This is a genomic window from Arthrobacter sp. 01T414, from assembly GCF_056398965.1.
Window position 1 is genome coordinate 241,439 of record NZ_JBFTQK010000003.1, and the last position, 23,370, is coordinate 264,808.

Consider the following 23,370-nt stretch of genomic DNA (forward strand, 5'->3'; position numbering starts at 1 on the left):
GCGCCCGGTGCAACGCGCAGGCCGCTCCGGCTAACAGCCGGGACTAGTACCCGAGGGTGACCGGAAGCTGCTCCTGGCCGGCCGCGCCGGGGGTAACCGGGACGCTGGCAATGTCGGACTTGCCGCCCTGCTCCAGCAGCACGGCCCCGTAGGCCGCATCCCCCGACGCCGAGACCAGGTAGCCCACCAGCGGCGAGCCACCCACGTCCCCCGGAACATTGATGGAAGCGGTGGTTCCGCCGGCAATGTCTACCGTGGCCGCGGCCCGGACCTTGCCGTCGGCCGTAATCGGCGTGTAGCTGATCGTGGCGCGGCCGTCTGGTGCGCCAAACGTCAGGAAGCGCTCCCCCGAACGGGGCACCGGGACCACGTGCTGGCTTCCGAGCCTCGCGGCGGACGGCGCCCAGGCAAAGTCGGCGGCAGCCTCGGCCTTGAGCCCGCGGGTGACCCGGGCTGCGGCGGCGAACGAAACGTCCGAGCTGGCGCTGACGGTGTAGTGCCCCGCGGGTACGCCCGCGAGGGAGACCTCGGTAACCGCGCCTGCCTTGGCGGTGACCACACCGCCGCCGGGCAGCGGTTTTTGCCCGTCGTGCCCGGAAAGTTTCACTTCCACCACGGCGTCGGCTGCGCCGGGGACGGTGATCTGCAAGGCGGGTTTGGCGTCGGCGAATCCGGTCTTCGCGCCCAGTGCCGCCAGCGCGTCCGGGCTCTGGATGTCGATGCCGGAGATGACCTGCCGGGTCGCGGGGGCCGTTCCCGGCGAAATGAAATCAACCCCGCCGGGGGTCAGCCCGCGGAGCACGCTCTGCTGTATGACGGCCGCTACCGGGCCGCCGGTGCTGCGTACCCGCACGCTCAATTGCTCCTGCCCGGGTGCCAGGCCGGCAAGAATGATCGAGCGGGTGCTGCCCGGCGCGACCAGCAGGCCGCGGCTGCCCGGTGCCTGGATGGGGCCCTTGGCGCCGAAGAGGTCCAGGCTGACGGTCGCCGGCGTCCCGGAGGCGTTGCTGAGATTCAGTACGGCGGTCCGGCCGAGTGCGGTGTTCGCCCCGACCAGCCAAAGGTCGTTGGCCGGATCCTGGCAGGCGGCGGCGGCCGCGCCGCGGAGGTCCCCGTCCGCGGCCGTATAGCTCATTACGGCCCCGGCCGAGGATTGCTGGTTGCCGTGCGGATCCGCGCTGAGCACGGTGACGGCGTCGACACCGCGCTGCGGCACGACGCCGGCACGCAGGGCAGTCGCCGGCGCACCCGGGGCCGGGGTCTTCGTCGGAGCCGCGGCGGTGGGAGTGGCTTTGGCGAGTTCCACGAGCGGGCTGCCGGTGAGCGTGGCCAGCCGGCTGCCTGGAAGGTCGCCGGCGCTGGAGCTGATGACGACGGCGTTGACCGCACTTTTGGCGGTCGCCGATTCGGGGCTGAACTGGGGGTCCGTGCCGACAGGGGTGCCTTGGAGCAGCCGTGCCGGTCCCGGGCAGACGCCCACGCTGCTGCCGGCCGGAACCGCGGCCAGTGGCGCCTTGAGCGGCCGGCTGCCGGGAGCCTGCGGGGCGAGCGCGGCCGCCGCGACCAAGCCGCCGCCGGCAGCCACAAGCACTGCCGCGGACAGGACTCCCCCGATGGCGCCGGAGAGGCTCTTCAGCCGGGCCAGCGCGGGAACCCCCGCGGCGGGACGCGGGTTGGCGCCCCGCGCGCTTCGGTCCCGCTTACTCTCGGCGGCCGGGGCCGCGGGCTGCTTGGCCGGTTCAGGCTGCTTGGCCGGCGTTACGCCGTCGTGGTCGTCATGCATGCTGATGTTCCTTACGCAGGGAGCCTTCGTCCCTGGAGAGCCCGGTGTTCGGACGGCGGGCGGGCATCGGAATGGCCAGCAGGATCGTCAGGCCGATCACGACGGCCTGGACAATGCCGGTCCAGAGAGCCCACGGGTTGTCGTAGCGGATGCTGAGCTGGCCGCCCTGGGCCGGCAGGGTAAACGCCTGCGCCCAGTCCGAGCTGGTGGCGGTCAGGCGCCGGCCGTCGAGCCAGGCGCTCCAGCCCGGATCGGCCCGGTCTGCGAGGACCACCAGCCGGCCTTCCGGTCCGGCCGGCACGGACGCGTCGGCGGAGACCACACCTGCCGGCAACAGTCCGACAGTGGCGCCGGCAGCGTTGACAATCCGGACGCGGTGCGCGACGTCGGCGGCTTTGGCTGCCGTCTCGTTCAACGGGCTGATCCGCCAGAGCCAGCCGACGTCAGTCCGGCCGACCGCCACGAGGCCGGGTACGGCATCGATCCGGCTGGCCGTCAGTTCCGCCGAGCTGTCGCTGGCCTCCAGTACGACGAAACCGACTCCGAGCTGTTCCAGCTGCCGGCGTGGGTCCACGCCCTGGCCCGCGGCGATTGTCGCCACCACGCTGCGCAGGGATGCTGCCACGGCGTCGTCGTCCCGGACTTTCTCTTTCCCGGGATCACCCGTTACCGGACGGGCGGTGGCCACGGCGGACAGCTCGTCCAGCCTGGTGCCGTCGCCGCGCATGAGTGCTGCCGCGAACGATCCGTCGTCCTTGGCGGAGATGACCAGGGTCCGGGTCTGTTCGGGCCCCTCCCCCCGGTCGATGGCCGTCGCGGGGAGCGTGCGGGCTTTGCTGGCCTGCACCAGCCGACGGGTGCCGAGCGGAGCATTGCCTTGGCTGGCGTCGGTGCCCGCATCTGCCCCGGGGATGCTGCCGGCGGTGCCGGCGGCGTCCGGCGCGGCGTCGTTACCCGGTGCGGCGTCGCTATCCGCTGAGGCCGCGGGCGGGTCGGACTGCAGCACGTTGTGTGCGGCCCACGCGGTGAGCCCGGCGAGCGGACCGGCAAGCAGGAGCACGGTTGCGATGACGGCCGTTCCGCGGACGAGGATTTTGTGAGCCAGGAACCTGCGTCCCGGCGCGGCCACGGCAGTGGCGTCGGCAGCGTCGAGCAGGGCATCGGCGCCGAGCAGCGCCGCGCCCAGCAGCGCGAACGCCGCTGCCGATACCGCAGGCCCGGTGAACGGCGTGACCAATACCTCGGCGCTGGCGCCGGTGGCAACGTGCCCGGCCAGCCAGCCGCCCGCCAGCATCACTACCCCGGCGGCCCAGAAGCTCCGGGCCAGCCGTGGCCGACGGCCGGTTCCGCGCCGGCCCGGGAGGAAGAGCGCGGCAAGGGCCAGCAAAAGGACGGGCAGGCCAAGCAGCAGCGCCAGCAACAGCGCCCACGGCACGGCTCCCGGACCGAAGACCGACAGTCCGGCCAAGCCGGCGCCTGACTCGAAGCGCAGCGGCTGGCCCAGCGCCTGTTGCCAGAGCGGCGCGGCGTCAAAGCCAAGCGGCAGTCCCGGATCGGCCAGCAGGGCGCGCGGCCGGTCGAGGGCAGAGATTGCAAAGGGAAGGAACAGGGCAGCGCTGGGAAGAAGCGACCACCAGAGCGTGCGCCCGCGGCCCCGCAGCAGCACGCCGCACAGTATGACGACGGCGAAGGACGGCAGCAGTAACGACGGCGCCGCCGCGGTCACGACTGCCAGCGCCAGTCCTGCCGCGGCTGCCGCGGTCCAGGATGGGGTGCCGTTGATACCGGGCTTGGCCGGGGGCATTTCGGTGAAGCGCCGCTCGCCCGGCAGCGGGACGGCAAAGCGTCCGCGACCGGGAACGGAGCCGGTGGCGCGGAGCAGGGCCAGGACGAGCAACGGGAACATCACGTGTGCAATGAGCGCGCCGAGACGGCCCTGGTTGAGCGCGACCTGAAGGGCGGGAGCTCCGGCCCAGACGAGCGCGGCGGCGAGCCGCAGCCGGCGCCGGCGTGTCAGCGCCCCGGCGGCGAACCAGGCGCCCAGTGCAGACAACGGCATGGCCAGGACCAGCAGCCATGCCACAGCGCCGCTGGCGTTGCCGGCGCCGAGGACGCCGAGGACCCAGAGCAGGTAGCCGAATGGGTCGCCGTGGCCCGGCAGCCCGGCGCCCAGCGCAATCCACCAACCGGAGGCGTGGTTCCAGATCTCGTCCAGCCGTGCCGAAGCCGGGATCAGCGCGCCGCCGGTGACGGCGTCGGCGCGGAAGAGGCTCAGCAGGCCGACCAGGGAGGCCGCAGCGGTGAGCAGCAGGGCCAGCAGGGCGCCGTTTCCCACCCAGCCGCGCTCGGTGGTGCCCAGCGCGGCGAAGTCGTCGGCGGAGTCCCCGCTGGGTTGTTCGGCGAGCGGATCGCGCTGGGAAAGCGCGTCGGTTTCGTCGGATCCGAGGGCCTCCATCAGCGACCGCCGGTGCGCCCAGACCTCCCGCCGCGGCGTCTGCAGCCCCTTGATGACAGAACGCCGGATGCGGCGCGTGCGGGCCGCATTGCGCCGGCCGCGGTACACGGCTGCGGGCCTTCCGAGTGCGCCAAGGGTTGCCAGCAGCTGGGAGAACCCGTGGCCGGGGTCCTTGACGGCGATGCTGAGGACAAGTTTGAAGAGGCTACCCAGGAGGGCGCCGACGGCGTGCAGCGGAACTTTCCAGAGCGCGGCGTGCTTGAGCCGCAGATGGACCTGTGCCTTGCGGGCGGCGGCTGCGTTGCCCAGGGCTTGCGGCCGGTGCGAAACGTGGAAGATCCGGGCGCTCGGAACCACGACGACGCGGTGGCCGGCGAGCCGGTTGCGCCAGCAAAAGTCGACGTCGTCGCCGCTGCCCGGAAGGGCCGGGTCAAAGCCGCGGAGGTCCTCCCAGACGTCGCGGCGCACCAGCATGCCGGCCGAGTTCACGGCGAAGGTGTCGCTGCGGCCGTCATACTGGCCCTGGTCGAGCTCGTCGGCCTCGATCAGTGTCAGGCGCTCGGCCCATCGGCTGATGGAGAGTCCCACGTCGATCAGCCGCCGACCGGCATGCCAGTCCAGTTGTTTGCAGCCGGCCACCGTGACCGAGGGCGCCCGCTCCACGGCATGCAACAGCTCGGCAAGGGCCTCGGGGGCCGGTGCGGCGTCGTCATGGAGCAGCCAGATCCAGTCGGAGCTGGCCTGTCCGGAGTCCCCGCGCCAGGGCGCGAGTGCGTTCAGGCCCGCCTGGACGGCCCCGCCCATGCCGCTCCGGGACTGGTCGAAGACGGTGACGTTGGCCTTGCCGAGCGCCTGCTCGAGCAGGGCCGCCGAGTGGTCACGGGAACCGGTGTCAACTCCGATGGCCGCGTCCGCCGGACGGGTCTGAGCCGCCAATGCCGCCAGGGTCCTGGGGAGATAGTCACCGCCGTTGTGGGCTACCACAACGGCGGTGACTCGTACTTCTTGAAGAATTAGACTGCCCGCTTCCTAAGCCGGCGGCGTTCCCGCTCGGAGAGGCCGCCCCAGATGCCGAAGCGCTCGTCGTTGGACAAGGCGTACTCGAGGCACTGTGAACGTACATTGCATGCACCGCAGACCTTTTTGGCGTCCCGCGTGGAGCCTCCCTTTTCAGGGAAGAAGGCCTCCGGGTCGGTCTGCGCGCAGAGCGCATCTGTCTGCCATCCGAGCTCGCCTTCATCATCGAAGTCCTGCCGGGACGGCAACCCGATCCACACCGGCTGGGCGGTGGTTCCGGAGTGCAGGGTCTGCAGTTCCATTGGCGGGTCGAGCGGATCGTTGTCCTGCTCCGGGTTTCCCGCCAGAAGTGCTTCATGGGCTGCGAGGAAGGCAGTGGCCTGGTCCTGCAGCGAATCCTGGGTGTGTTCGTTGTACCGCTCCGCGGCGTCCGGATCGGCCGGGTCTACGTACCAGTCGCTCGGCACCCCGCGTGAACGGTATTTCGCCGTCGCCTGGCCGGCGACAATTTCATCTTCATGGATACGCTCTGCAAGCCCCATTGGCGTTCCCTCTCTGATTTTTGCAGCCCCTGCCTGACCCTCGGACACTCGGTTGTGTGCCGCCTGATGCGCAGTGGCTTTCGATACCTAATTACACGTGTGTAAGTATCCGGGAGTCAAGCCGCAGCGGAGATAATAATCAATTTCCGTGAGAATCTCCGGACACGCCACGCCCGGGAGTTTTAGCGGCTCGGGCGCTTATCGGCGCGGATTTGACAGCATACTGAGCATTTCCCGGCCTTTTTCCTGGGATTCTCCTGTGATTGCGCTGGTTTTCGGCCGCCGCCCTCCACCGCCCCGGGGCCACAGCCGCCGCCTCGGACGTATGGTCGTGACCGAGATCACAGCAAACCCGGCCGTGGCAAGATGAGGGCATGAGCATCCCGGCATTCCAACTGATGACAGCCCTGCGGTCCGGCCAGTCGACCTCTCCCCGTTTGACCTGGTACGGCCCGGACGCCGAGCGTGTGGAACTCTCCGGCCGGGTGCTGGATAACTGGGTGGCCAAGACCAGCAATTTCCTGCAGGACGAGCTGGATGCGGAACCGGGAACGCGGCTACGGCTGGACCTGCCGGCGCACTGGAAGTCCGTGGTGCTTGCCCTGGCCGCCTGGCAGCTGGGCATGGAGGTGGTACTCGATGCCGCGGAGGCCGAGCTGCTCGCCACGGCGGAGCCGGGTCCGGCGGCCGCTGAAGGCGCGTTCGACGCCGTCGTGGCCGTTGCGCTGCCGGCGCTGGCGATGCGCTGGCCGGGCGAGCTGCCCTCCGGCGCCGTGGACTATGCCGCCGAGGTGCGCTCCCATGGCGACTTCTTCATGCCGCATGTCGATCCCGAAGCCGGCCGCCGGGCCGTGCAGGGCGCGGACGGGGACGCGTACAGCCATGACGAGCTGCTGCAGGGTTTCGCGGCCCCGGCGAAGGACTCCCCCGCGGCGTCCGCGGAGGGCGGGGAGCGGTTGCTGGTCCGTGCCGCCGAGGGCCTGGAGTCGGTGCTGGCGCAGTCCCTCGGGGCATGGCAGCAGGATGGCTCCGTGGTGCTGGTACACCCGGACGTTGCGGTGACCGAGCGGCTGCTAAGTGACGAGCGGATCAGCCGAAGCTGACCCTGCCGGCCCACCTCAGGGGCGGGGCCAGCTCAGAGTCGGGGCCGGCTCAGCGGTTGTCGCCGCCGGGAACGTCCTCATCCTGGACGGCATGCCCCGGGACCCGCGCGGCGTCGTGGCCGTGCGGCTGCCGTTCGATGATCTCGTGGTCGTGGGAGAACTCCGGCTCGTCGTCGAGTTCCTTGTTGAAGACGAGAAAGCGGTAGGCGAAGAACCGCACCACCGTGGCGACGAGGATGCCCACGACGCCGGCGAAGAAGAGCATGTTCTTGTCCGTGATGCCCATGCCGTACTTGGCGAGGGCGGTGAGGCCGGTGGAGATGCCGATGCCGATGCCGTTGATGAGGACGAACATGGCAAATTCGCGCAGCACGTTCTCCTGGCGCCGGTGGCGGAACGTCCAGAAGCGGTTCGCGATCCAGGAGAAGATCGTGGCGACGGTCGCGCCGACGAAGCGGGCCTTCGCCTCGCTGTCGGACATGGGGCCGTGCATCAGGTAATACGTCAAACCGTTGTCGATGATGAAGGCGACACCGCCGACGGCGCCGAACTTGGCCACTTCACGCCAGAAGAGCGAGGCAAGCCCGCGCGCACGATCTGCAAGTGTGTTAATCATGACCCTCCGTGGGCATTTGTATCTGGGGAAGCTGGCGGCCACATGGCCAACGGCCCATTTTAGCGCCGTTTCCCGGGTGCGCGCCCCCGGCCGTCGTCAATCCGGCCCGCCGCCCGGCAATCCAACTCTGATCCGGGGCTCAATCCGGGAGCCAAAAAACGCTTGTTTGCGCGGTCCGAGCGCGCGAGGGCCGGTTCCGCGGAGGTTTTCGGTAGGCTGGGAGATGTGACTTTTCCTGTAATCGGCGTGGTTGGCGGCGGCCAACTTGCCCGCATGATGGCCCCTGCCGCGACCGCCCTCGGCTTCGAACTCCGTGTCCTCGCCGAGGCTGAGGACGTTTCCGCCGTCGCGGCCGTGGCCAAGGCTCCGGTCGGCGACTACACGGACCTTGACCACCTGCTGGAGTTCTCCCGCGGCTTGGACGTGCTGACCTTTGACCACGAGCACGTCCCCACCGGGCACCTCCGCGCCCTGATCGACGCCGGTGTCAACGTCCACCCGGGCCCCGATGCTTTGGTCAACGCGCAGGACAAGCTGGTGATGCGCGCCGCGATCGACCGGCTGGAGCTGCCGAATCCGCGCTGGGCCGCCGTGGCCGGTGTCGACGAACTCGTGGCCTTCGGGGATGACGCCGGCTGGCCGGTGGTGCTCAAGACGCCCCGGGGCGGCTACGACGGCAAGGGCGTGCGGATCGTCGCCTCAGCAGAGGACGCCGCGGAGTCGGCCGACTGGTTCGAAGCCATGTCCCCGCTCCTGGCCGAAGCCAAGGTGGAGTTCAGCCGCGAGCTCTCGGCCATGGTGGCGCGTACGCCCGGCGGCGAATCCCGGGCCTGGCCGGTGGTGCACACCGTCCAGGTCGACGGTGTCTGTGACGAGGTCATCGCCCCCGCCCTGGACATCCCGCTGGAGGTTGCCGCCGCGGCCGAGGACGCCGCCGTCCGGATCGCCAACGAACTCGGCGTCACGGGCGTCATGGCCGTGGAAATGTTCGAAACCCCCGGCGTGGGTTCCGGCTTCCTGATTAACGAACTCGCCATGCGCCCGCACAACACCGGCCACTGGACGCAGGACGGCTCGGTGACAAGCCAGTTCGAACAGCACCTGCGCGCCATCCTGGACCTGCCGCTGGGCGCCACCGACCTGCTGGGCCCCGTCGTGGTGATGAAGAACTTCCTCGGCGGCGCGAACCAGAACCTGTTCTCCGCCTACCCCGCGGCCCTCGCCAGCGAGCCGGCCGCCAAGGTCCACTGCTACGGAAAGGCCGTGCGGCCGGGCCGGAAGATCGGGCACGTCAACCTGGTCGGAACCTCTGCCGCCGACGTCGATTCCGTCCGGCAGCGTGCCGCGACCGTCGCCAACATCATCCGGGACGGCCGGGCGCATGCCGGCGCCGCTCCGGTGCACCCCGAGGAGAACGCGTGAACGCCAGCACCGAAGCCCAAGACTCCGCTTCCCGGAACTCCGGAAACGGGGCGGCCCCGATCGTCGGGCTCGTGATGGGCTCCGACTCCGACTGGCCCGTGATGGAGGCTGCCGCTGAGGCGTTGGCCGAATTCGGCATCCCGTTCGAAGCCGACGTCGTCTCCGCCCACCGGATGCCCACCGAGATGATCCGCTACGGGCAGACCGCTCATGAACGAGGCCTGCGCGTCATCATCGCCGGCGCCGGAGGCGCAGCACACCTCCCCGGCATGCTCGCGTCCGTGACTCCCCTGCCGGTGATTGGCGTGCCCGTGCCGCTGAAAACCCTGGACGGGATGGATTCGCTGCTCTCCATCGTGCAGATGCCCGCCGGCGTGCCGGTGGCCACGGTCTCGATCGCCGGCGCCCGTAACGCCGGGTTGCTCGCGGTGCGGATGCTGGCCTCGGGGACGGATGAGCTTGCGGCCCAGCTGCGGTCCGAACTGGTGCGGTTCGCCCAGGACCTCAACGACGCCGCCACCCGCAAGGGCGCTAACCTGCGCAGCAAGGTGGCCGAAGTCTTCTCCGACGAAAACAGCATCACGCGGAGCGGCCGGTAGGGTCCGCACATGAGCAAAGGATTCGCCGCCGCGCAGGAAAAGACGCAGCCGCCACGCGGTGCCCTGACGGACCCGGTCCGCTACCCTTCCGGAGCCGCGTCGCCGGTCCTGGCTCGGCGTGCCTTCCTGCTGATCCTGATGACACTGCTGGTCCCGGGCAGCGCCCAGACCGTCGCCGGCAACCGCCGGCTGGGCCGGTTAGCGTTGCGTATAACGCTCACCGCCTGGGTCCTGATCATTGCGGCCCTCGTCCTGCTCATGGTGTCGCGGCCGACGTTGATTAATTTCATCGCCAATCCAGCCACCTCGCTCGTGCTGGTCATCGTGCTTGCGCTGCTCGCCCTCGGCTGGGCGGTCCTGTTCCTCAACACGCTGCGCCTGATCCGCCCGGTGCTGCTCCAGCCGGGGACGCGCGCCGCCGTCGTGATCACCCTGGTGCTGGCGATGCTGCTCAGCAGCGGCAGCCTGGGCTACGCGGCCTACCTCCTGAACGTCGGCCGGGACGCAATCGGAACGATCTTCGCCAACGGCCCGGCGATGGAGCCGTCCGAGGGCCGTTACAACTTCCTGATGATGGGCGGCGACGCCGGGGCAGACCGCACCGGCCGCCGCCCGGACAGCCTTTCCGTGATCAGTGTGGACGCCAAGACCGGCAAGGCGGCGATCATCTCAATCCCGCGCAACCTCCAGAACGCACAGTTCAGCGAGGGCTCACCGATGCGGAAGATCTACCCGGACGGCTACGACTGCGGCGATGAGTGCCTCATCAACGCCATCAATACCGAGGTCACCAACAAGTACAAGAAGCTTTACCCCGGCGTTCAGGATCCAGGCGCCCAAGCCACCCTCGAGGCGGTCTCGGGAACCCTCGGTATAAAGGTGCAGGCCTACGTCCTCGTGGACATGGATGGCTTCGCCAAACTCATCGACGCCATGGGCGGCATCCGGATCAAGGCCGGCGGCTGGGTTCCGATCAGCGGACCCACCATCGACGAAGCCCATGGAATCCACGGCATGCCGCTGGGCTGGATCCCGGCCGGCGACAACAAACTGGACGGCTTCCACGCCCTTTGGTACGGCCGCTCCCGCGAGTTCGTCGACGACTACGCCCGTATTGCCCGCCAGCAATGCGTCCAGCAGGCAATGCTCAAGCAGATGGATCCAGCCACCCTGCTCTCGAAGTTCGAAGACATCGTCAAGGCCGGCACCAAGGTGGTCGACTCCAATATTTCCGCCAGCCAACTCGGCAGTTTCGTGGACCTCGCGATGAAGTCCAAGGGTCAGCCGGTGAGCCGGCTGACGATCGGGCCGCCGGACTTCGACGCCACCTTCTCCACGGTTCCGGACTTCAACAAGATCCACCGGGCAGTCGACAAGCTGCTCGGCCCTGCTCCCGCGGCGGGGGCGGCCGACGACTCCATCCGCCAGCCTTCCCTGGTTCCGGGGCCGCTTTCCGCGGCCGGCGGGGTCTCCCGGGCCGAGCCCGGCACGAAGCCCGCACCGTCGCCGTCGTCCTCTGACTTCACTCCGGTGACCACGACGCCGGAGGGCGAGCCGATCACCGAGAAGATGCTTAATGATTTCAAGCGCAACGGTGACGAGCAGTCCATCCGCAACCTGGTGGCAACCAACGGCCAGTGCGCGCCGCTCTAGGTCCCGGCGTCCGTTCCGTCCCTACCGCCGGCTCCCGCCACCAGCTCGCCACGAGCAGATAGGTTTCCCGTGTACGAACTTGAGAACGTCCTTCGGCCCTACGCCTGGGGATCGAGCACCGCGATTGCCGGCCTGCTCGGCCGTCCTGCTTCCGGCGGCCCGGAGGCCGAACTGTGGATCGGGGCCCATCCGGACTCCCCGTCGCTGGTTGTCACCTCCGCCGACGTTTCCGCGCCCCGCGGGGACGGAGACGACGGCGGCCGGCTGGCCCTGGATGAGCTGATCGCCGGCGACCCGCAACACCATCTCGGCAATGACAGCGTGGACCGCTTTGGTCCGCGCCTGCCGTTCCTGCTCAAGGTCCTGGCCGCCGAGCGCCCGCTGTCCCTGCAGGTGCACCCGACGCTGGAACAGGCCCGGGCCGGGTTCGCCCGCGAGGAGGCTGCCGGCGTCGACCGTGCCGCCGCGGAGCGGAACTACAAGGACGACAATCACAAGCCGGAAATGATCTTCGCCCTGACCCGGTTCGAGGCGCTCTGCGGGTTCCGGCCCGCCGCCGAGTCCAGGGCCGTGTTCCTGCAACTGGTTCAGTGCTTTGAACTTATGGGCCTGGACGTCCCTGCCCTGCTCCCCCGGCTGCTCGAGGACCTGTCCCAGTCCGAGGAGCGCTCAGCCCTGCGTTCCGCCTTCGAGCGGCTGATCGCCGGCGGCGAAGACGTCTCCGCGGCGACCGCCGCCATCGTCGAGGCGCTGGTTTCCGGCGCGCCGATGGCATCGCACGTGCCGGAGCTGACCACGGTGGTGAACCTCAACCACGACTACCCCGGGGATCCCGGCGTGCTGATCTCGCTGCTCCTGAACCGGATCTCCCTCGCCCCCGGCGAGGCGGTGTACCTCCCGGCCGGCAACGTGCACGCCTACCTGCACGGACTGGGCATCGAGGTGATGGCGTCCTCCGACAACGTGCTCCGCGGCGGCCTGACACCGAAATTCGTCGATGTGCCGGAGCTGCTGAAGACGATCGCGTTCGAGGCCGTCGGAGTGCCTACCCTCAGCGCCGAGACGACGATGCTGGGCCAGGAACTCTACCGGCCGCCGTTCCAGGAATTCGCGCTGCAGCGGGTGGAACTGCGCCCCGGCGCGGAACCGGTTCCGCTGGCGCAGTCCGGGGCCGCGGTCATCATCGTGGTTTCCGGCGCAGTACTGCTGGACTCCCCCAAGGGCGATCTGCAGCTGGAACGGGGCGCGTCCGCGTTCCTCCCGGCCGCCGAGGCGCCGGTTAACGTGCACCCCGTCACCGGTGCCACCGGGCCCGCCGTGGCCTTTGCCGTCACTACCGGAATGAAGGCCTGAACCGTGGATTACTTCCTGCAAGGCCCGCACTGGGCCGATGTCCAGCGCGGCCTGGGCCGCACCGTCCACGAACAGGCCGGGGAGGGCTGGCGTTTCCTCGCAGTGGAGGAAAGCAACCCCGCCGGGAAGGTGCTCTACGCCCCGTACGGGCCGCTTGCCGAGTCCCTCGAGGCCTTCGACGCCGCGCTGGAATCCCTGACGGCGCTTGCGCGCCGGATCGGGGCGGTCTGCGTCCGCCTGGAACCGGTCAGCGCCGGCTTTGCGGCCGCCGACGCCGGCACCGTGCTGCGGAGCCGCCGCCTGCGGCCCGCGCCGGCGAACCTGCAGCCGGAGCTGAGCTGGATCGTGGACCTCGACCGGGACTTCAAGGAAGTGCTGGCGGACATGAAGCCGGCCAACCGGAACCTGTACCGCAATATCCACAAGAAGGGCGTGACGTTCCGGTCCAGCCAGGATCCCGCGGAGATCTCCGTGCTGCTGAAGTTCCTGCACCTGACCGCGGCCCGCAACGGCTTCAAACCGCAAAGTGACGAGTACCTGAGCCAGGTGGCCCGGACGCTGATGCCGGCCGGCGCCGCAACGCTGTTCATCGCCGAGCTCGAGGGCACGCCAATCGCAGCCGCCCTTGCCTACGACTCCGCGGACACCCGCACCTATGCGCACGCCGCGCTGGACGACACGCACCGGAAGCTCAGCGCGGGCATTCCGCTGCTGGTCACGCTGATGGCCGACGCCAAGGAAAAGGGCCTGGCGCACGTGGATCTCTGGGGAGTGGCGCCCGCGGACCAGCCCAGCCATAAGTGGGCCGGCTTCACGGCGTTCAAGAAATCCTTCGGGGGCCGTGAAATTGCGTACCCCGGAACCTGGGACCTGCCGGTGAAGAAACTTCGCTACGGGGCCTACCAGCTTGCCCGCAAGGGCGCCCAGCTCCTCAAGGGGCTGCGCGCCAAGCTACGTAAGTAGGGACGGGTCCGCCGGCGGCGGGTCGTCGGCGGGCACTGCCGCCGACGAGTCCCCCGCCGGCGGCGAGTCGCCGCCGGGCTCGGGGCCTAGTTTCCGGCCGAAGCCGCGCGCTTCTGCGCCGCGTAGGCGCTGGCGACCATGTCGTCGACGGAGTGACGCATCTGCCAGTCCAGGTCGCGGGCTGCCAAGGTGCCGTCGGCGACAATCCGGTCAGGATCCCCTGGCCGGCGGGGTCCGATTTCCGGCTCGAAGTCGATGCCGGTGACCTGAGCCATGGCTGTCATGATCTGCCGGACGGAGAGCCCGTCGCCGGAACCCAGGTTATAGACCGGCTCCAGCTTCCGGCCCGCGGCGAGGGCCTTGGCGGCCGCCACGTGGGAGGTCGCCAGGTCTGCTACATGGACGTAGTCGCGCACGCAGGTGCCGTCCTCCGTGTTGTAGTCGATGCCGTTGATCCTGGGTGTCTGCCCGGACGTCAGTGCGCGGAGCACGATCGGGAAAAGGTTGTGCGGGCTGGTGTCGTACAGCTCGGGCGAGCCGGAACCGACGACGTTGAAGTAGCGCAGCGAGGTGTGCTGCAGGCCGCGGGCCCGTCCCTGGTCGCGAATCAGCCACTCGCCGATCAGTTTGCTCTCGCCGTAGGGGGATTCCGGCCGGGTCGGCGTGTCCTCCGTGACGATGTCTCCGGTCGGCGTGCCGTAGGTGGCTGCGGAGGAGGAGAAGACGAGCTTGTCCACGCCGGCGAGCTCCATCGCCTTGAGCAGCTGCGCGGTACCGGTGACGTTCTGCTCGTAGGTGAGCAGCGGTTCCTGCACGGAGACACCCGCATACTTGAAGCCCGCGAGATGGATCACCCCGGTCACAACGTGGTCGAGCATGGTGCGGGCCATCAGCTCGGCATCGAGGATGTTCCCGTGCACAAAGGGCACGTCATCCGGGACGAATTCCCGGTGCCCGCTGGACAGTGAATCCACCACCACCGAGGGCATCGACGCCGCGCGCAACGCCGCGACTACATGGGAACCGATATATCCTGCGCCGCCAGTAACAAGCCAAGTCATGGCTCCACCCTATCCAATGCCGGCGGGAGCACGTTACGGCCACGTCGAATGCTCCCCAAACAAGAGATCCCGGGACGCAGGGCGCGTCCCGGGATCTCTTGAGTCTGGCTGCTGCTAGCTCTTGCGGGCGTAGCCTTCCCACTTGCTGGCCTGGTGCTCGCCCTCCACGAACCGGATAGTGCCCGACTTGGAGCGCATCACGATGGACTGGGTGAGGACCTTGTCCTTGGAATAGCGGACACCCTTGAGCAGGTCGCCGTCGGTGATGCCGGTAGCCGCGAAGTAGCAGTTGTCGCTGGAGACCAGGTCGTTGGTGGAGAGCACCCGGTCCAGGTCGTGTCCGGCGTCGATAGCCTTCTGCTTCTCCTCGTCGCTGGTGGGCCAGAGCCGGCCCTGGATGACGCCGCCGAGGGACTTGATGGCGCAGGCGGCGACGATGCCTTCCGGCGTTCCGCCGATGCCCATCAGTGCGTCCACACCGGTTCCGGCCCGGGCGGCGGCGATAGCGCCGGCGACGTCGCCGTCCATGATGAATTTGGTGCGGGCGCCAGCCTCGCGGATTTCCTCCACCAGCGGGCGGTGCCGGTCGCGGTCCAGGATCATGACGTTGAGCTGGTTGACCTTGACGCCCTTGGCCTTTGCGATGAGGTGCAGGTTCTGCTTCACCGGCAGGCGCAGGTCCACCATGTCCGCGGCCTCCGGGCCGGTGACAAGCTTCTCCATGTAGAACACGGCGGAGGGGTCGAACATGGAGCCGCGCTCGGCAACGGCCAGAACGGCGAGGGCGTTGTTGATACCAAGGGCGGTCAGCCGGGTTCCGTCGATCGGGTCGACGGCGACGTCGCACTCGGGACCGGTGCCGTCGCCGACACGCTCGCCGTTGAACAGCATGGGGGCTTCGTCTTTTTCGCCTTCGCCGATGACCACAACGCCGTTGAAGTGGACAGTCTGCAGGAAGGAGCGCATGGCATCGACGGCGGCGCCGTCGGCCTTGTTCTTGTCGCCGAAGCCGACCCAGTGGCCGCCGGCAATGGCTGCGGCTTCGGTGACGCGGACCAGTTCCAGGGCAAGGTTGCGGTCAGGCTCGTCAATGCCGACGGCGAGCGACGGGGAAAGCGTGGAGTACTTCTGGGTCATGGACGCTGGTGACACGTGAACCTCTTCTTCGAGTGGCGATCATTGAACCCGCGGCGTCCGCTCTCGGCCACCGCGGTGATTCGTCTGCTACTGATCATAGTCGCGGCGGCCTCCATCGGTCATGGATGACCAAACCGTGAAGCCGCCGGGATTCCGCGGGAGCCTCCCGCCGAATGTGAGATCGGGCCGAAATGGGCGACTATAGAGGGGTGAATGAATTGCAGGACACGTCGCCCGGGGCGCCCGAATCTCCGGCCGGCGGGGCAGCCACGGACAGTGCCGCCGGCCAGCCGCCCGTCAAGCCCGTCATCCGCGCCGCCGCGGCAAAGCGTGCCAACGCGTCGGTGATCGGCATGATCATCGCCCTGGTCCTGAGCATCGGAGCGTTCCTACCGGTCGTCCTGATGAACCCTTCGCCGAAGAGCGACGGGTACCGCCCGGACATCAACGTCAGTGCCATCGCGAATAACGCCGCAGGTGTGGCGGGATTCACGCCGGTGGCCCCGGAAACCGGCGACACATTCCGACCTAATTACGCCCGCTGGGAGTCCGGCACCGGCAGCGGCGTGGCGACCTGGGAGGTCGGGTACCTCACGCCCAAGGAGTCCTTCATCGGCCTGGTTCAGACCCGGCAGGCCAACCCGACCTGGCTGCTGCAGCAGACCAAGAATGCGCCGGTCACCGGAACGCGGAACGCCGGCGGACGCGACTGGCAGCTCCGCGACACCGGCAAGGGCGAGAAGAGCATGGTGCTCGATTACCGTGGGACCACCGTCATCCTGTCCGGGCCCGCGTCGCTGGAGGAGTTCTCCACGCTGGCCGCGGCCGTGGTGGCGTCGTTGGAGCGTAATCCGGCGGCAACAAGTTCCGCGAAGGCCACTCCGGCGCCGTAAAGTAAGCAGGGTGACTACTACGCTGACTCCTGCCCTGGCCTGGCGCCGCTTGCGCGAAGGCAACGAACGCTTCGTCGCCGGTGAATCCTCCCACCCCAACCAGGACGCCTCGCGGCGGTCCTCGCTGGTGGAAACCCAGAACCCCTTTGCCGTCATCTTTGGCTGTGCCGACTCACGCCTCGCCGCCGAGATCATCTTCGACCTCGGCCTCGGCGACGCGTTCGTCGTCCGTACCGCCGGACAGGTGATCGATGACGCGGTGCTCGGCTCGCTCGAGTACAGCATCGGCGTCCTGGGCGTGCCGCTGATCGTGGTCCTGGGCCACGACAGCTGCGGTGCGGTCATCGCCACCAAGGACGCGGTGGAGACCGGCCAGATGCCGACGGGCTTCATCCGCAGCCTGGTCGAACGCATCACGCCCGCTGTGCTGACCTCGATGCGCAACGAGCAGCCGGACGTCAATGACATGGTGGTCGAGAACGTCAAGCAGACCTCGCAGCGCCTGGTGGACAGCTCCCGGGTGATTTCCGACGCCGTGGCGAGCGGCCGCACCGCCGTGATCGGCCTTGCCTACCGGCTCGCGGAGGGCCGCGCGGACCTAGTTTCGGGCATCGGCGAGCTCCAGTAGCTCCGCTTCGGCGCCGGTTCATGGTTTTCGGTGGGACGCTCGGGCCGAATAAGCTGGCCCCATGACTTCCACAGCAGATTTGAACACTGAAGAGTTCCGCATTGAACACGACACGATGGGCGAAGTCCGCGTTCCAGTGAACGCGCTGTACCGTGCCCAGACGCAGCGTGCGGTCGAAAACTTCCCGATCTCCGGCAAGACCCTGGAGCGCGCCCACATCGAGGCCCTCGCCCGGGTCAAGAAGGCTGCCGCGCAGGCCAACGCAGAGCTGGGGGTGCTCGACGGTGAGCTGGCCCAGGCAATTGCCGACGCCGCCGACGAGGTTGCCGCCGGCAAGTACGACGGCGACTTCCCGATCGACGTCTTCCAGACCGGCTCCGGAACGTCCTCGAACATGAACACCAACGAGGTCCTGGCCGAGCTCGCCTCCCGTGCGCTCAAGGCCGCCGGCAGCGACAAGGTGGTCCACCCGAACGACCACGTCAACGCCTCGCAGTCCTCCAACGACGTCTTCCCGACCTCGGTCCACGTCGCGGCCACGTCCGCCCTGATCAACGACCTGATCCCGGCCCTGGGCTACCTCGCGGAGTCCCTGGAACGTAAGGCAGCCGAGTTCAAGGACGTCGTGAAGTCCGGCCGCACGCACCTGATGGACGCCACCCCGGTCACCCTCGGCCAGGAGTTCGGCGGCTACGCTGCGCAGGTCCGCTACGGCATCGAGCGCATCAACGCCTCCCTCCCCCGCGTCGCCGAGGTCCCGCTCGGCGGCACCGCCGTCGGCACCGGCATCAACACCCCGGCAGGCTTCCCGGAGCGCGTCATCGAACTCCTCGCCGCCGACACCGGCCTGCCGCTGACCGAGGCCCGCGACCACTTCGAGGCCCAGGCCAACCGCGACGGCCTGATCGAGGCCTCCAGCCAGCTGCGGAACATTGCGATCTCCTTCATGAAGATCAACAACGACCTGCGCTGGATGGGCTCCGGCCCCAACACCGGCCTCGGCGAAATCGCGATCCCGGACCTGCAGCCCGGATCCTCGATCATGCCCGGCAAGGTCAACCCGGTCATCTGCGAAGCCTCCATCATGGTCTGCGCCCAGGTCATCGGCAACGACACCGCCATCGCCTGGTCCGGCACCAACGGCGCGTTCGAACTGAACGTCGGCATCCCGGTGATGGCGGCCAACCTGCTCGAATCCGTGCGCCTGCTGGCCAACACCAGCCGCGTCATGGCGGACAAGATGATCGACGGGATCACCGCCAATGTCGAGCGTGCCCGCTTCCTCGCCGAGGCCTCGCCGTCGATCGTCACGCCGCTGAACAAGTTCATCGGTTACGAGAACGCCGCCAAGATCGCCAAGAAGGCCGTCGCCGAGGGCCTGACCATCCGGGAGACCGTCGTGGCAATGGGCTTCCTCGAGCGCGGCGAGCTGACCGAAGAGCAGCTCGACACCGCCCTGAACGTCATGTCCATGACTCGGCCGCCGCACAAGGCCTAATTTCCCGCCAAGTACGACGGCGGCCGGCACCTTCCCAGCGAAGGTCGCCGGCCGCCGCTGGTGTTTAACGCCACATTGGAATTGTTTGCACTAAGCAAACGAGAGTGCAAAAATTTACTTTGTGATAGATAGTGCACCAATCGAGGGCGGCCTCCGCGAGCGCAAGCGGGCCGCCACCCGAGCCGCCATTACCGCCGTTGCGCGTTCCCTGACCGCCGTCCATGGCCTGAGCGGGTACACCGTGGAAGAAGTCTGTGAGCGCGCGGAGATTTCACGCCGGACGTTTTTCAACTACTTCCCCACCAAGGAAGACGCGATCATCGGCCATGCCGACGACGAGATTCCCGCCGACGTCCTGGCGGACTTCATCCGCGGCGGCGAGTCATCCGCGCCCGGTGAAATCTCGCCCAACCTGTTCGAGGACCTCATCGGGCTTTCCCTAAAGCTGTCAGAAAACATGGCGGCCTCCCCGGAGGAAACACGTCAGCTGATCGGGGTGATCAAGAAGGAACCCCAGCTCATACTGAAAATCATTGGCGCCACTGACGACCGCGAGCGGGAATTCGCTGCCGTGCTCGCCCGCCGCGAAGGCGTGGCCCCGGACCACCCGGTGGTCCAGATGGCGATCGTGCTGCTCTCCAATATCGCCCGGAAAACCAGCATGGCATTTTTCTCTGAGGGCAATACCCGCCCGTACGCGGAGCTCCTGCTCGCCAACATTTCGGCTGCCCGGCAGCTCTTCACGCAGAACTTCACAGAACCCATATCCGCAAAAGGACGCCCATGACCACCGCCCCCGGCACCAAAGCGGGTGCCCCGCTGCTGCTGACCCAAAAACGCATCTGGATCATCTTCTCCGCCCTCATCGCGGGAATGTTGCTCTCCAGCCTCGACCAGACCATCGTGTCCACGGCCATGCCAACCATCGTCGGCAAGCTCGGCGGCGTCGAGCACCAGGCCTGGATCACCACGGCCTACCTGCTGGCCACCACCATCGTGATGCCGATCTACGGGAAGTTCGGCGACATCCTCGGCCGCCGGAACCTCTTCCTGGTCGCGATAGCCCTGTTCACCCTGGCCTCGGTCGGTTGCGCCTTCGCCACCGATTTCTGGGGCTTCGTCATCTTCCGCGCCGTCCAGGGCCTCGGCGGCGGCGGCCTGATGATCCTCTCGCAGGCCATCATCGCGGACATCGTGCCCGCCAAGGACCGCGGCAAATACATGGGTCCGCTCGGCGCGATCTTTGGACTTTCCGCCGTCGCCGGCCCGCTGCTTGGCGGTTTCTTCGTGGACCACCTGACCTGGGAATGGGCCTTCTACATCAACATCCCCATCGGCATTGCCGCGTTCACCATCGCCTGGTTCACCCTGACGCTGCCGAACAAAAAGGCCGAAAAGCGGATCGACATCCTGGGCGTGCTGCTGCTCTCCGCCGCCACCACGTGCCTGATCTTCTTCACCGACTTCGGCGGCAAAAAGGACCAGGGCTGGGACTCACCGGTTACCTGGGCCTTCGGCGCCGGCGTCGTCCTCAGCGCCGCGGCCTTTGTCCTGGTGGAGCGCCGGGCCGAGGACCCCATCATCCCGCTGAGCCTGTTCAAGAATCCGATTTTCGTCAATGCGACGGCTATCGGGTTCACGCTCGGCCTCGGAATGTTTGCCGCGATCGCCTTCGTCCCGACCTTCCTGCAGATGTCCTCCGGAACGTCTGCCGCGGAGTCCGGCCTGCTGATGCTGCCCATGATGGTGGGCCTGATGGGCATGGCCATCTTCTCCGGCATTCGGATTTCCAAGACCGGCAAGTACAAGATGTTCCCGATCCTCGGCGGGGTCCTCACGATCGCCGCCATGCTGTGGCTGACGACACTGACGGCGGCGACTCCCATCTGGGTGATCTGCATCCAGTTGTTCATCTTTGGCGCAGGCCTCGGCTCGATCATGCAGGTGATCGTCCTGGTGGTACAGAACTCCGTGCCGGCCGAACAGATCGGCACCGCCACCAGCACCAACAACTACTTCCGCGAGGTCGGAGCATCCCTGGGTGTCGCGGTGTTCGGCTCGATCTTCACTTCCCGGCTGTCTGAGTCGCTGACCAAGGCCTTCACGGGTGCCGGGGCATCCAGCGCTGACGCGTCGCAGGCCACGAAGACTTTGGATCCGCAGTCCCTCAGCCAGCTTCCGGCCCAGCTCAAGGACGCGATCGTCAACGCCTACGCGAATTCGCTCGCTCCGGTCTTCTGGTACCTGCTGCCCTTCCTCGGCGTCGCGCTCCTCCTGGCCTTGACCCTGAAGCAGATCCCGCTCTCCGACACGGCCGGGATGGTGGCCCGGGGCGAGGCGGTGGGCGGCGAGGAAGCCGAGCGGCTTGAGGCTGAACGGGCCGCTGACAATCTGGCGCGCCTGCGCAACTGACTTTCCCGGCTACAGCAGGGGCGCCGCAATCTTTGGGGGTTGCGGCGCCCCTGCTGCGTCCGGGGCCGGTCAATCCGGCGGCAGACTCTTGCGCGGAACGAGCAATCTGTCAGCTGTGGAAGAGTGCCGCGCCGTCGGGATCGGCGGCCCGTTCGATCGCCCGCAGGTGCGCCGGAGGCAGGTCGGGAAACTCCCCCGGCCCGAACCAGCCCACTGCGAGGGATTCGTCGTCGTTGACGCGCGCTTCGCCGGAGACGTAGCGGCAGCGGAACACGAGCGTCAGGAAGTGGCAGACGTCCCCGTTGGGGTAGGTGGTGGTCCCGACGGCGTCGACCGAGACCAGCCGCTCCGCAGCGGCTACGACGCCGGTCTCCTCCAGGACCTCGCGCAACAGTCCCGGCGCCGGTTCCTCACCGGGTTCCAGGATCCCCGTGATCAGGCCCCACCGGCCGGTGTCCGCCCGCTGGCCGAGCAGCACCCGGCCGTCGTCGTTGAACACCACGGCGCAGGCGCCGGGAATCCAGAGGGGGTCGTGGCCGATCTTTTCGCGCAGCGCCAGGATGAATTCAGGAGTGGCCATCCGGCCAGCCTAGCCCGCCGGCAACAGCAGGAGTGCCGCCGCGGTGCCCGCCAGCATAAAGGGGCCGAACGGGATATCGGACTTCAGGGTCCCGCGCCGGGTGGCCAGCAGGGCCACGCTCCACAGGCCGCCGAACAGGAACGCCGCGAAGGTCCCGGCAAAAACATGCCCCCAGCCAAGGAAGCCCAGGTACATGCCGAGGACGCCGGCGAGCTTCACGTCGCCGAACCCCATCCCGGGCGGGTACACGGCGCGCAGCAGGAAGTAGAACAGCCAGAGTGCCGCGCCGCCCGCCACCACCCGGAGTCCGGGCACCCCGGCCAGCCCGGCGCCGCCGCCGGCCGCCGCCGCGCAGAGCAACAGGGCGCCGGCCACCGCGTAGGAAGGGAAGATGATCCGGTTGGGCAATAAATGGTGCCGCACGTCGATGACGGTCAGGCGCGCGGCCATAACGGCGAAGTACGCGCAGGCCAGGAGCACCAGCCAAAAGGCCAGCGGGGCGGCTCCCCCGAGTTCGCCGAGACGTTGGATCACCCTCGGATGCTACTGGATATTGACCCGAACGCGCCGCTTCCGGCACCCATGGGCGTGACTGGCGGCCGCCGGTCCGCGCCGCTAGGCTTCCGGGATGACTGCACCGGACTCCTATTGGCCCCCGTTCGCCCTTTCGCTGGCCACACCGCGCCTGACCCTGCGGCCCATCCGGGACGAGGACATCCCGGCAGCGGTCGACGCGGCCCTCAGCGGCGTCCACGAACCCGGCCGCAGCCCGTTCAGCCGGCCGTGGGCGGAATCCCCCGCCGAGAAGCTCGGCCCGGATATGGCGCAGTGGTACTGGCGCTGCCGCGGAAATATGTCGCCGCAGGAATGGACCCTGCTACTCGGCATCTGGCACGACGGCGAGTTCATCGGTTGCCAGGACATCGAGGCAAAGGATTTCGCCACCTTGAAGACGGTCGGCACCGGCTCCTGGCTCAGGCGCAGCGTCCACGGCCGCGGGCTCGGCAAGGAAATGCGGGCCGCCGTCGCCCTCTACGCCTTCGACTGGCTCGGCGCCGAGGTCGCCGAGTCCGAGGCTGCAGCCTGGAACCAGCAGTCCCTGGGCGTCTCCCGCTCCCTCGGCTACGAGCTCAACGGCGTCACCCGCGCCAACTGGGGCGGCAAGCTCCAGGACTCCCAACGCGTCCGCCTCACCCCCGCCACCTTCAAACGCCCCGACTGGACCCTCGAAGTCCAAGGCCACAACCCCACGGCTAAGTACCTCGGCATTCTGTAGGACCCAACCCGCCCAAATCACGTCGTGTGACGGGCTGGCTGTGGCGGGCACGCTCCGTTGCGGGGCGGCGGCGCACCGCCGTCGCTTAGACACCTCCCGTCGCTGCACTGCGGTCGCTGGGCGACCTTCGCTTCGCTCTGGTCGGCGATGCGCTCCTTAGCGGTCCACCGCAGCCCCGCGTAGGTGGCCGCCTCTCAAGCGCTGCGGCAGGGACCTCGCGAAACGGACCCAAGCCTCCCCGCGGGCCCTTCGCGTGAAAGCGCACCCAAGGTGGGGGCCTGCAAGCCGCGCCGCGGGTCCTTCGCGTAGTCGCGCATCGCGGCACATCGGCCCCCAGAGGTCGCCCAGCGACCGACGGGGGCCGATGGGACGTGTCTAA

At 68.4% G+C, this 23,370-nt stretch carries 20 protein-coding genes; 12 read left to right on the forward strand and 8 right to left on the reverse strand.

Annotated elements, in window-relative coordinates; all coding sequences use genetic code 11:
• Window positions 1–43: 43 nt before the first annotated feature.
• Genes AC1DK9_RS09530 through AC1DK9_RS09540 form a run of 3 tightly spaced genes read right to left on the reverse strand, consistent with a single transcriptional unit; the run spans window position 44 to window position 5,797 of the window.
• The gene (locus AC1DK9_RS09530) at window positions 44–1,783 is read right to left on the reverse strand and encodes a DUF5719 family protein (protein WP_476915756.1); all 1,740 of its coding nucleotides are present in this window, start codon (window positions 1,781–1,783) and stop codon (window positions 44–46) included.
• On the reverse strand, window positions 1,776–5,222 hold the full coding sequence (locus AC1DK9_RS09535) for a glycosyltransferase family 2 protein (RefSeq protein WP_476915757.1): 3,447 nt from the start codon (window positions 5,220–5,222) through the stop codon (window positions 1,776–1,778). The genes AC1DK9_RS09530 and AC1DK9_RS09535 overlap by 8 nt, the downstream gene beginning before the upstream one ends.
• 29 nt (window positions 5,223–5,251) lie before the next feature.
• Complete coding sequence (locus AC1DK9_RS09540) at window positions 5,252–5,797, reverse strand: WhiB family transcriptional regulator (RefSeq protein WP_476915758.1); 546 nt, start codon at window positions 5,795–5,797, stop codon at window positions 5,252–5,254.
• A 374-nt stretch (window positions 5,798–6,171) separates the two neighbouring features.
• On the opposite strand from AC1DK9_RS09540, the gene AC1DK9_RS09545 reads away from it, so the two are divergent.
• Window positions 6,172–6,900 carry a TIGR03089 family protein gene (locus tag AC1DK9_RS09545; RefSeq protein WP_476915759.1) on the forward strand — a complete coding sequence of 243 codons (729 nt, stop codon included), beginning with the start codon at window positions 6,172–6,174 and terminating at the stop codon, window positions 6,898–6,900.
• A gap of 49 nt (window positions 6,901–6,949) precedes the next feature.
• Here AC1DK9_RS09545 and AC1DK9_RS09550 read toward each other — a convergent pair whose 3' ends face one another.
• On the reverse strand, window positions 6,950–7,516 hold the full coding sequence (locus AC1DK9_RS09550; RefSeq protein ID WP_476915760.1) for a GtrA family protein: 567 nt from the start codon (window positions 7,514–7,516) through the stop codon (window positions 6,950–6,952).
• A 225-nt stretch (window positions 7,517–7,741) separates the two neighbouring features.
• Here AC1DK9_RS09550 and AC1DK9_RS09555 point away from each other — a divergent pair, with 225 nt between their 5' ends.
• The 5 genes from AC1DK9_RS09555 (at window position 7,742) to AC1DK9_RS09575 (ending at window position 13,506) form a co-directional block, all read left to right on the forward strand.
• Window positions 7,742–8,938, forward strand: a complete 1,197-nt coding sequence (locus tag AC1DK9_RS09555) for a 5-(carboxyamino)imidazole ribonucleotide synthase (protein WP_476915761.1) — start codon at window positions 7,742–7,744, stop codon at window positions 8,936–8,938.
• A 74-nt stretch (window positions 8,939–9,012) separates the two neighbouring features.
• Window positions 9,013–9,537 (forward strand): 5-(carboxyamino)imidazole ribonucleotide mutase, encoded by a 525-nt coding sequence (purE, locus tag AC1DK9_RS09560; protein ID WP_476915833.1) that lies wholly within the window; start codon window positions 9,013–9,015, stop codon window positions 9,535–9,537.
• Between the two features lie 9 nt (window positions 9,538–9,546).
• On the forward strand, window positions 9,547–11,190 hold the full coding sequence (locus AC1DK9_RS09565; protein ID WP_476915762.1) for an LCP family protein: 1,644 nt from the start codon (window positions 9,547–9,549) through the stop codon (window positions 11,188–11,190).
• Window positions 11,191–11,259: 69 nt separating this feature from the next.
• The gene (gene manA, locus AC1DK9_RS09570) at window positions 11,260–12,543 is read left to right on the forward strand and encodes a mannose-6-phosphate isomerase, class I (RefSeq protein WP_476915763.1); all 1,284 of its coding nucleotides are present in this window, start codon (window positions 11,260–11,262) and stop codon (window positions 12,541–12,543) included.
• A 3-nt stretch (window positions 12,544–12,546) separates the two neighbouring features.
• Window positions 12,547–13,506, forward strand: coding sequence for a lipid II:glycine glycyltransferase FemX (locus AC1DK9_RS09575; protein WP_476915764.1), 960 nt, complete (start codon window positions 12,547–12,549; stop codon window positions 13,504–13,506).
• Between the two features lie 86 nt (window positions 13,507–13,592).
• Here AC1DK9_RS09575 and galE read toward each other — a convergent pair whose 3' ends face one another.
• Window positions 13,593–14,567, reverse strand: a complete 975-nt coding sequence (gene galE, locus AC1DK9_RS09580) for a UDP-glucose 4-epimerase GalE (protein WP_476915765.1) — start codon at window positions 14,565–14,567, stop codon at window positions 13,593–13,595.
• Window positions 14,568–14,681: 114 nt separating this feature from the next.
• Window positions 14,682–15,704, reverse strand: a complete 1,023-nt coding sequence (gene glpX / locus AC1DK9_RS09585; protein WP_476861907.1) for a class II fructose-bisphosphatase — start codon at window positions 15,702–15,704, stop codon at window positions 14,682–14,684.
• 191 nt (window positions 15,705–15,895) lie between these two features.
• Here glpX and AC1DK9_RS09590 point away from each other — a divergent pair, with 191 nt between their 5' ends.
• The 5 genes from AC1DK9_RS09590 to AC1DK9_RS09610 all read left to right on the forward strand — a co-directional run bounded on the left by AC1DK9_RS09590 (window position 15,896) and on the right by AC1DK9_RS09610 (window position 21,135).
• Window positions 15,896–16,597: a DUF4245 domain-containing protein gene (locus AC1DK9_RS09590; protein WP_476915766.1), complete on the forward strand. Its 702-nt coding sequence runs from the start codon at window positions 15,896–15,898 to the stop codon at window positions 16,595–16,597.
• Window positions 16,598–16,607: 10 nt separating this feature from the next.
• The gene (locus AC1DK9_RS09595) at window positions 16,608–17,225 is read left to right on the forward strand and encodes a carbonic anhydrase (RefSeq protein ID WP_476861805.1); all 618 of its coding nucleotides are present in this window, start codon (window positions 16,608–16,610) and stop codon (window positions 17,223–17,225) included.
• A gap of 61 nt (window positions 17,226–17,286) precedes the next feature.
• A complete protein-coding gene (locus AC1DK9_RS09600) occupies window positions 17,287–18,723 on the forward strand; it encodes a class II fumarate hydratase (RefSeq protein WP_476915767.1) in 1,437 nt (478 codons plus the stop codon).
• A gap of 121 nt (window positions 18,724–18,844) precedes the next feature.
• Window positions 18,845–19,510, forward strand: coding sequence for a TetR/AcrR family transcriptional regulator (locus tag AC1DK9_RS09605; RefSeq protein ID WP_476915768.1), 666 nt, complete (start codon window positions 18,845–18,847; stop codon window positions 19,508–19,510).
• Window positions 19,507–21,135: an MDR family MFS transporter gene (locus AC1DK9_RS09610; RefSeq protein WP_476915769.1), complete on the forward strand. Its 1,629-nt coding sequence runs from the start codon at window positions 19,507–19,509 to the stop codon at window positions 21,133–21,135. The genes AC1DK9_RS09605 and AC1DK9_RS09610 overlap by 4 nt, the downstream gene beginning before the upstream one ends.
• 109 nt (window positions 21,136–21,244) lie before the next feature.
• On the opposite strand, the gene AC1DK9_RS09615 is transcribed toward AC1DK9_RS09610, so the two are convergent.
• On the reverse strand, window positions 21,245–21,715 hold the full coding sequence (locus tag AC1DK9_RS09615) for an NUDIX hydrolase (protein WP_476915770.1): 471 nt from the start codon (window positions 21,713–21,715) through the stop codon (window positions 21,245–21,247).
• Between the two features lie 9 nt (window positions 21,716–21,724).
• Window positions 21,725–22,249, reverse strand: a complete 525-nt coding sequence (locus AC1DK9_RS09620; RefSeq protein WP_476915771.1) for a prepilin peptidase — start codon at window positions 22,247–22,249, stop codon at window positions 21,725–21,727.
• Window positions 22,250–22,343: 94 nt separating this feature from the next.
• On the opposite strand from AC1DK9_RS09620, the gene AC1DK9_RS09625 reads away from it, so the two are divergent.
• Window positions 22,344–22,991, forward strand: coding sequence for a GNAT family N-acetyltransferase (locus tag AC1DK9_RS09625; protein WP_476915772.1), 648 nt, complete (start codon window positions 22,344–22,346; stop codon window positions 22,989–22,991).
• Window positions 22,992–23,370: the final 379 nt, after the last annotated feature.

What these genes read in the sequence shown, in the direction of transcription:
- AC1DK9_RS09550 (WP_476915760.1), bottom strand. Translation starts at nt 7,516, where the DNA reads ATGATTAACACACTTGCAGATCGTGCGCGCGGGCTTGCCTCGCTCTTC.
- AC1DK9_RS09610 (WP_476915769.1), top strand. Translation starts at nt 19,507, where the DNA reads ATGACCACCGCCCCCGGCACCAAAGCGGGTGCCCCGCTGCTGCTGACC.
- AC1DK9_RS09615 (WP_476915770.1), bottom strand. Translation starts at nt 21,715, where the DNA reads ATGGCCACTCCTGAATTCATCCTGGCGCTGCGCGAAAAGATCGGCCAC.
- AC1DK9_RS09545 (WP_476915759.1), top strand. Translation starts at nt 6,172, where the DNA reads ATGAGCATCCCGGCATTCCAACTGATGACAGCCCTGCGGTCCGGCCAG.
- glpX (WP_476861907.1), bottom strand. Translation starts at nt 15,704, where the DNA reads ATGACCCAGAAGTACTCCACGCTTTCCCCGTCGCTCGCCGTCGGCATT.
- AC1DK9_RS09590 (WP_476915766.1), top strand. Translation starts at nt 15,896, where the DNA reads ATGGGCGACTATAGAGGGGTGAATGAATTGCAGGACACGTCGCCCGGG.
- purE (WP_476915833.1), top strand. Translation starts at nt 9,013, where the DNA reads ATGGGCTCCGACTCCGACTGGCCCGTGATGGAGGCTGCCGCTGAGGCG.
- AC1DK9_RS09540 (WP_476915758.1), bottom strand. Translation starts at nt 5,797, where the DNA reads ATGGGGCTTGCAGAGCGTATCCATGAAGATGAAATTGTCGCCGGCCAG.
- AC1DK9_RS09530 (WP_476915756.1), bottom strand. Translation starts at nt 1,783, where the DNA reads ATGCATGACGACCACGACGGCGTAACGCCGGCCAAGCAGCCTGAACCG.
- AC1DK9_RS09600 (WP_476915767.1), top strand. Translation starts at nt 17,287, where the DNA reads ATGACTTCCACAGCAGATTTGAACACTGAAGAGTTCCGCATTGAACAC.
- galE (WP_476915765.1), bottom strand. Translation starts at nt 14,567, where the DNA reads ATGACTTGGCTTGTTACTGGCGGCGCAGGATATATCGGTTCCCATGTA.
- AC1DK9_RS09565 (WP_476915762.1), top strand. Translation starts at nt 9,547, where the DNA reads ATGAGCAAAGGATTCGCCGCCGCGCAGGAAAAGACGCAGCCGCCACGC.
- AC1DK9_RS09625 (WP_476915772.1), top strand. Translation starts at nt 22,344, where the DNA reads ATGACTGCACCGGACTCCTATTGGCCCCCGTTCGCCCTTTCGCTGGCC.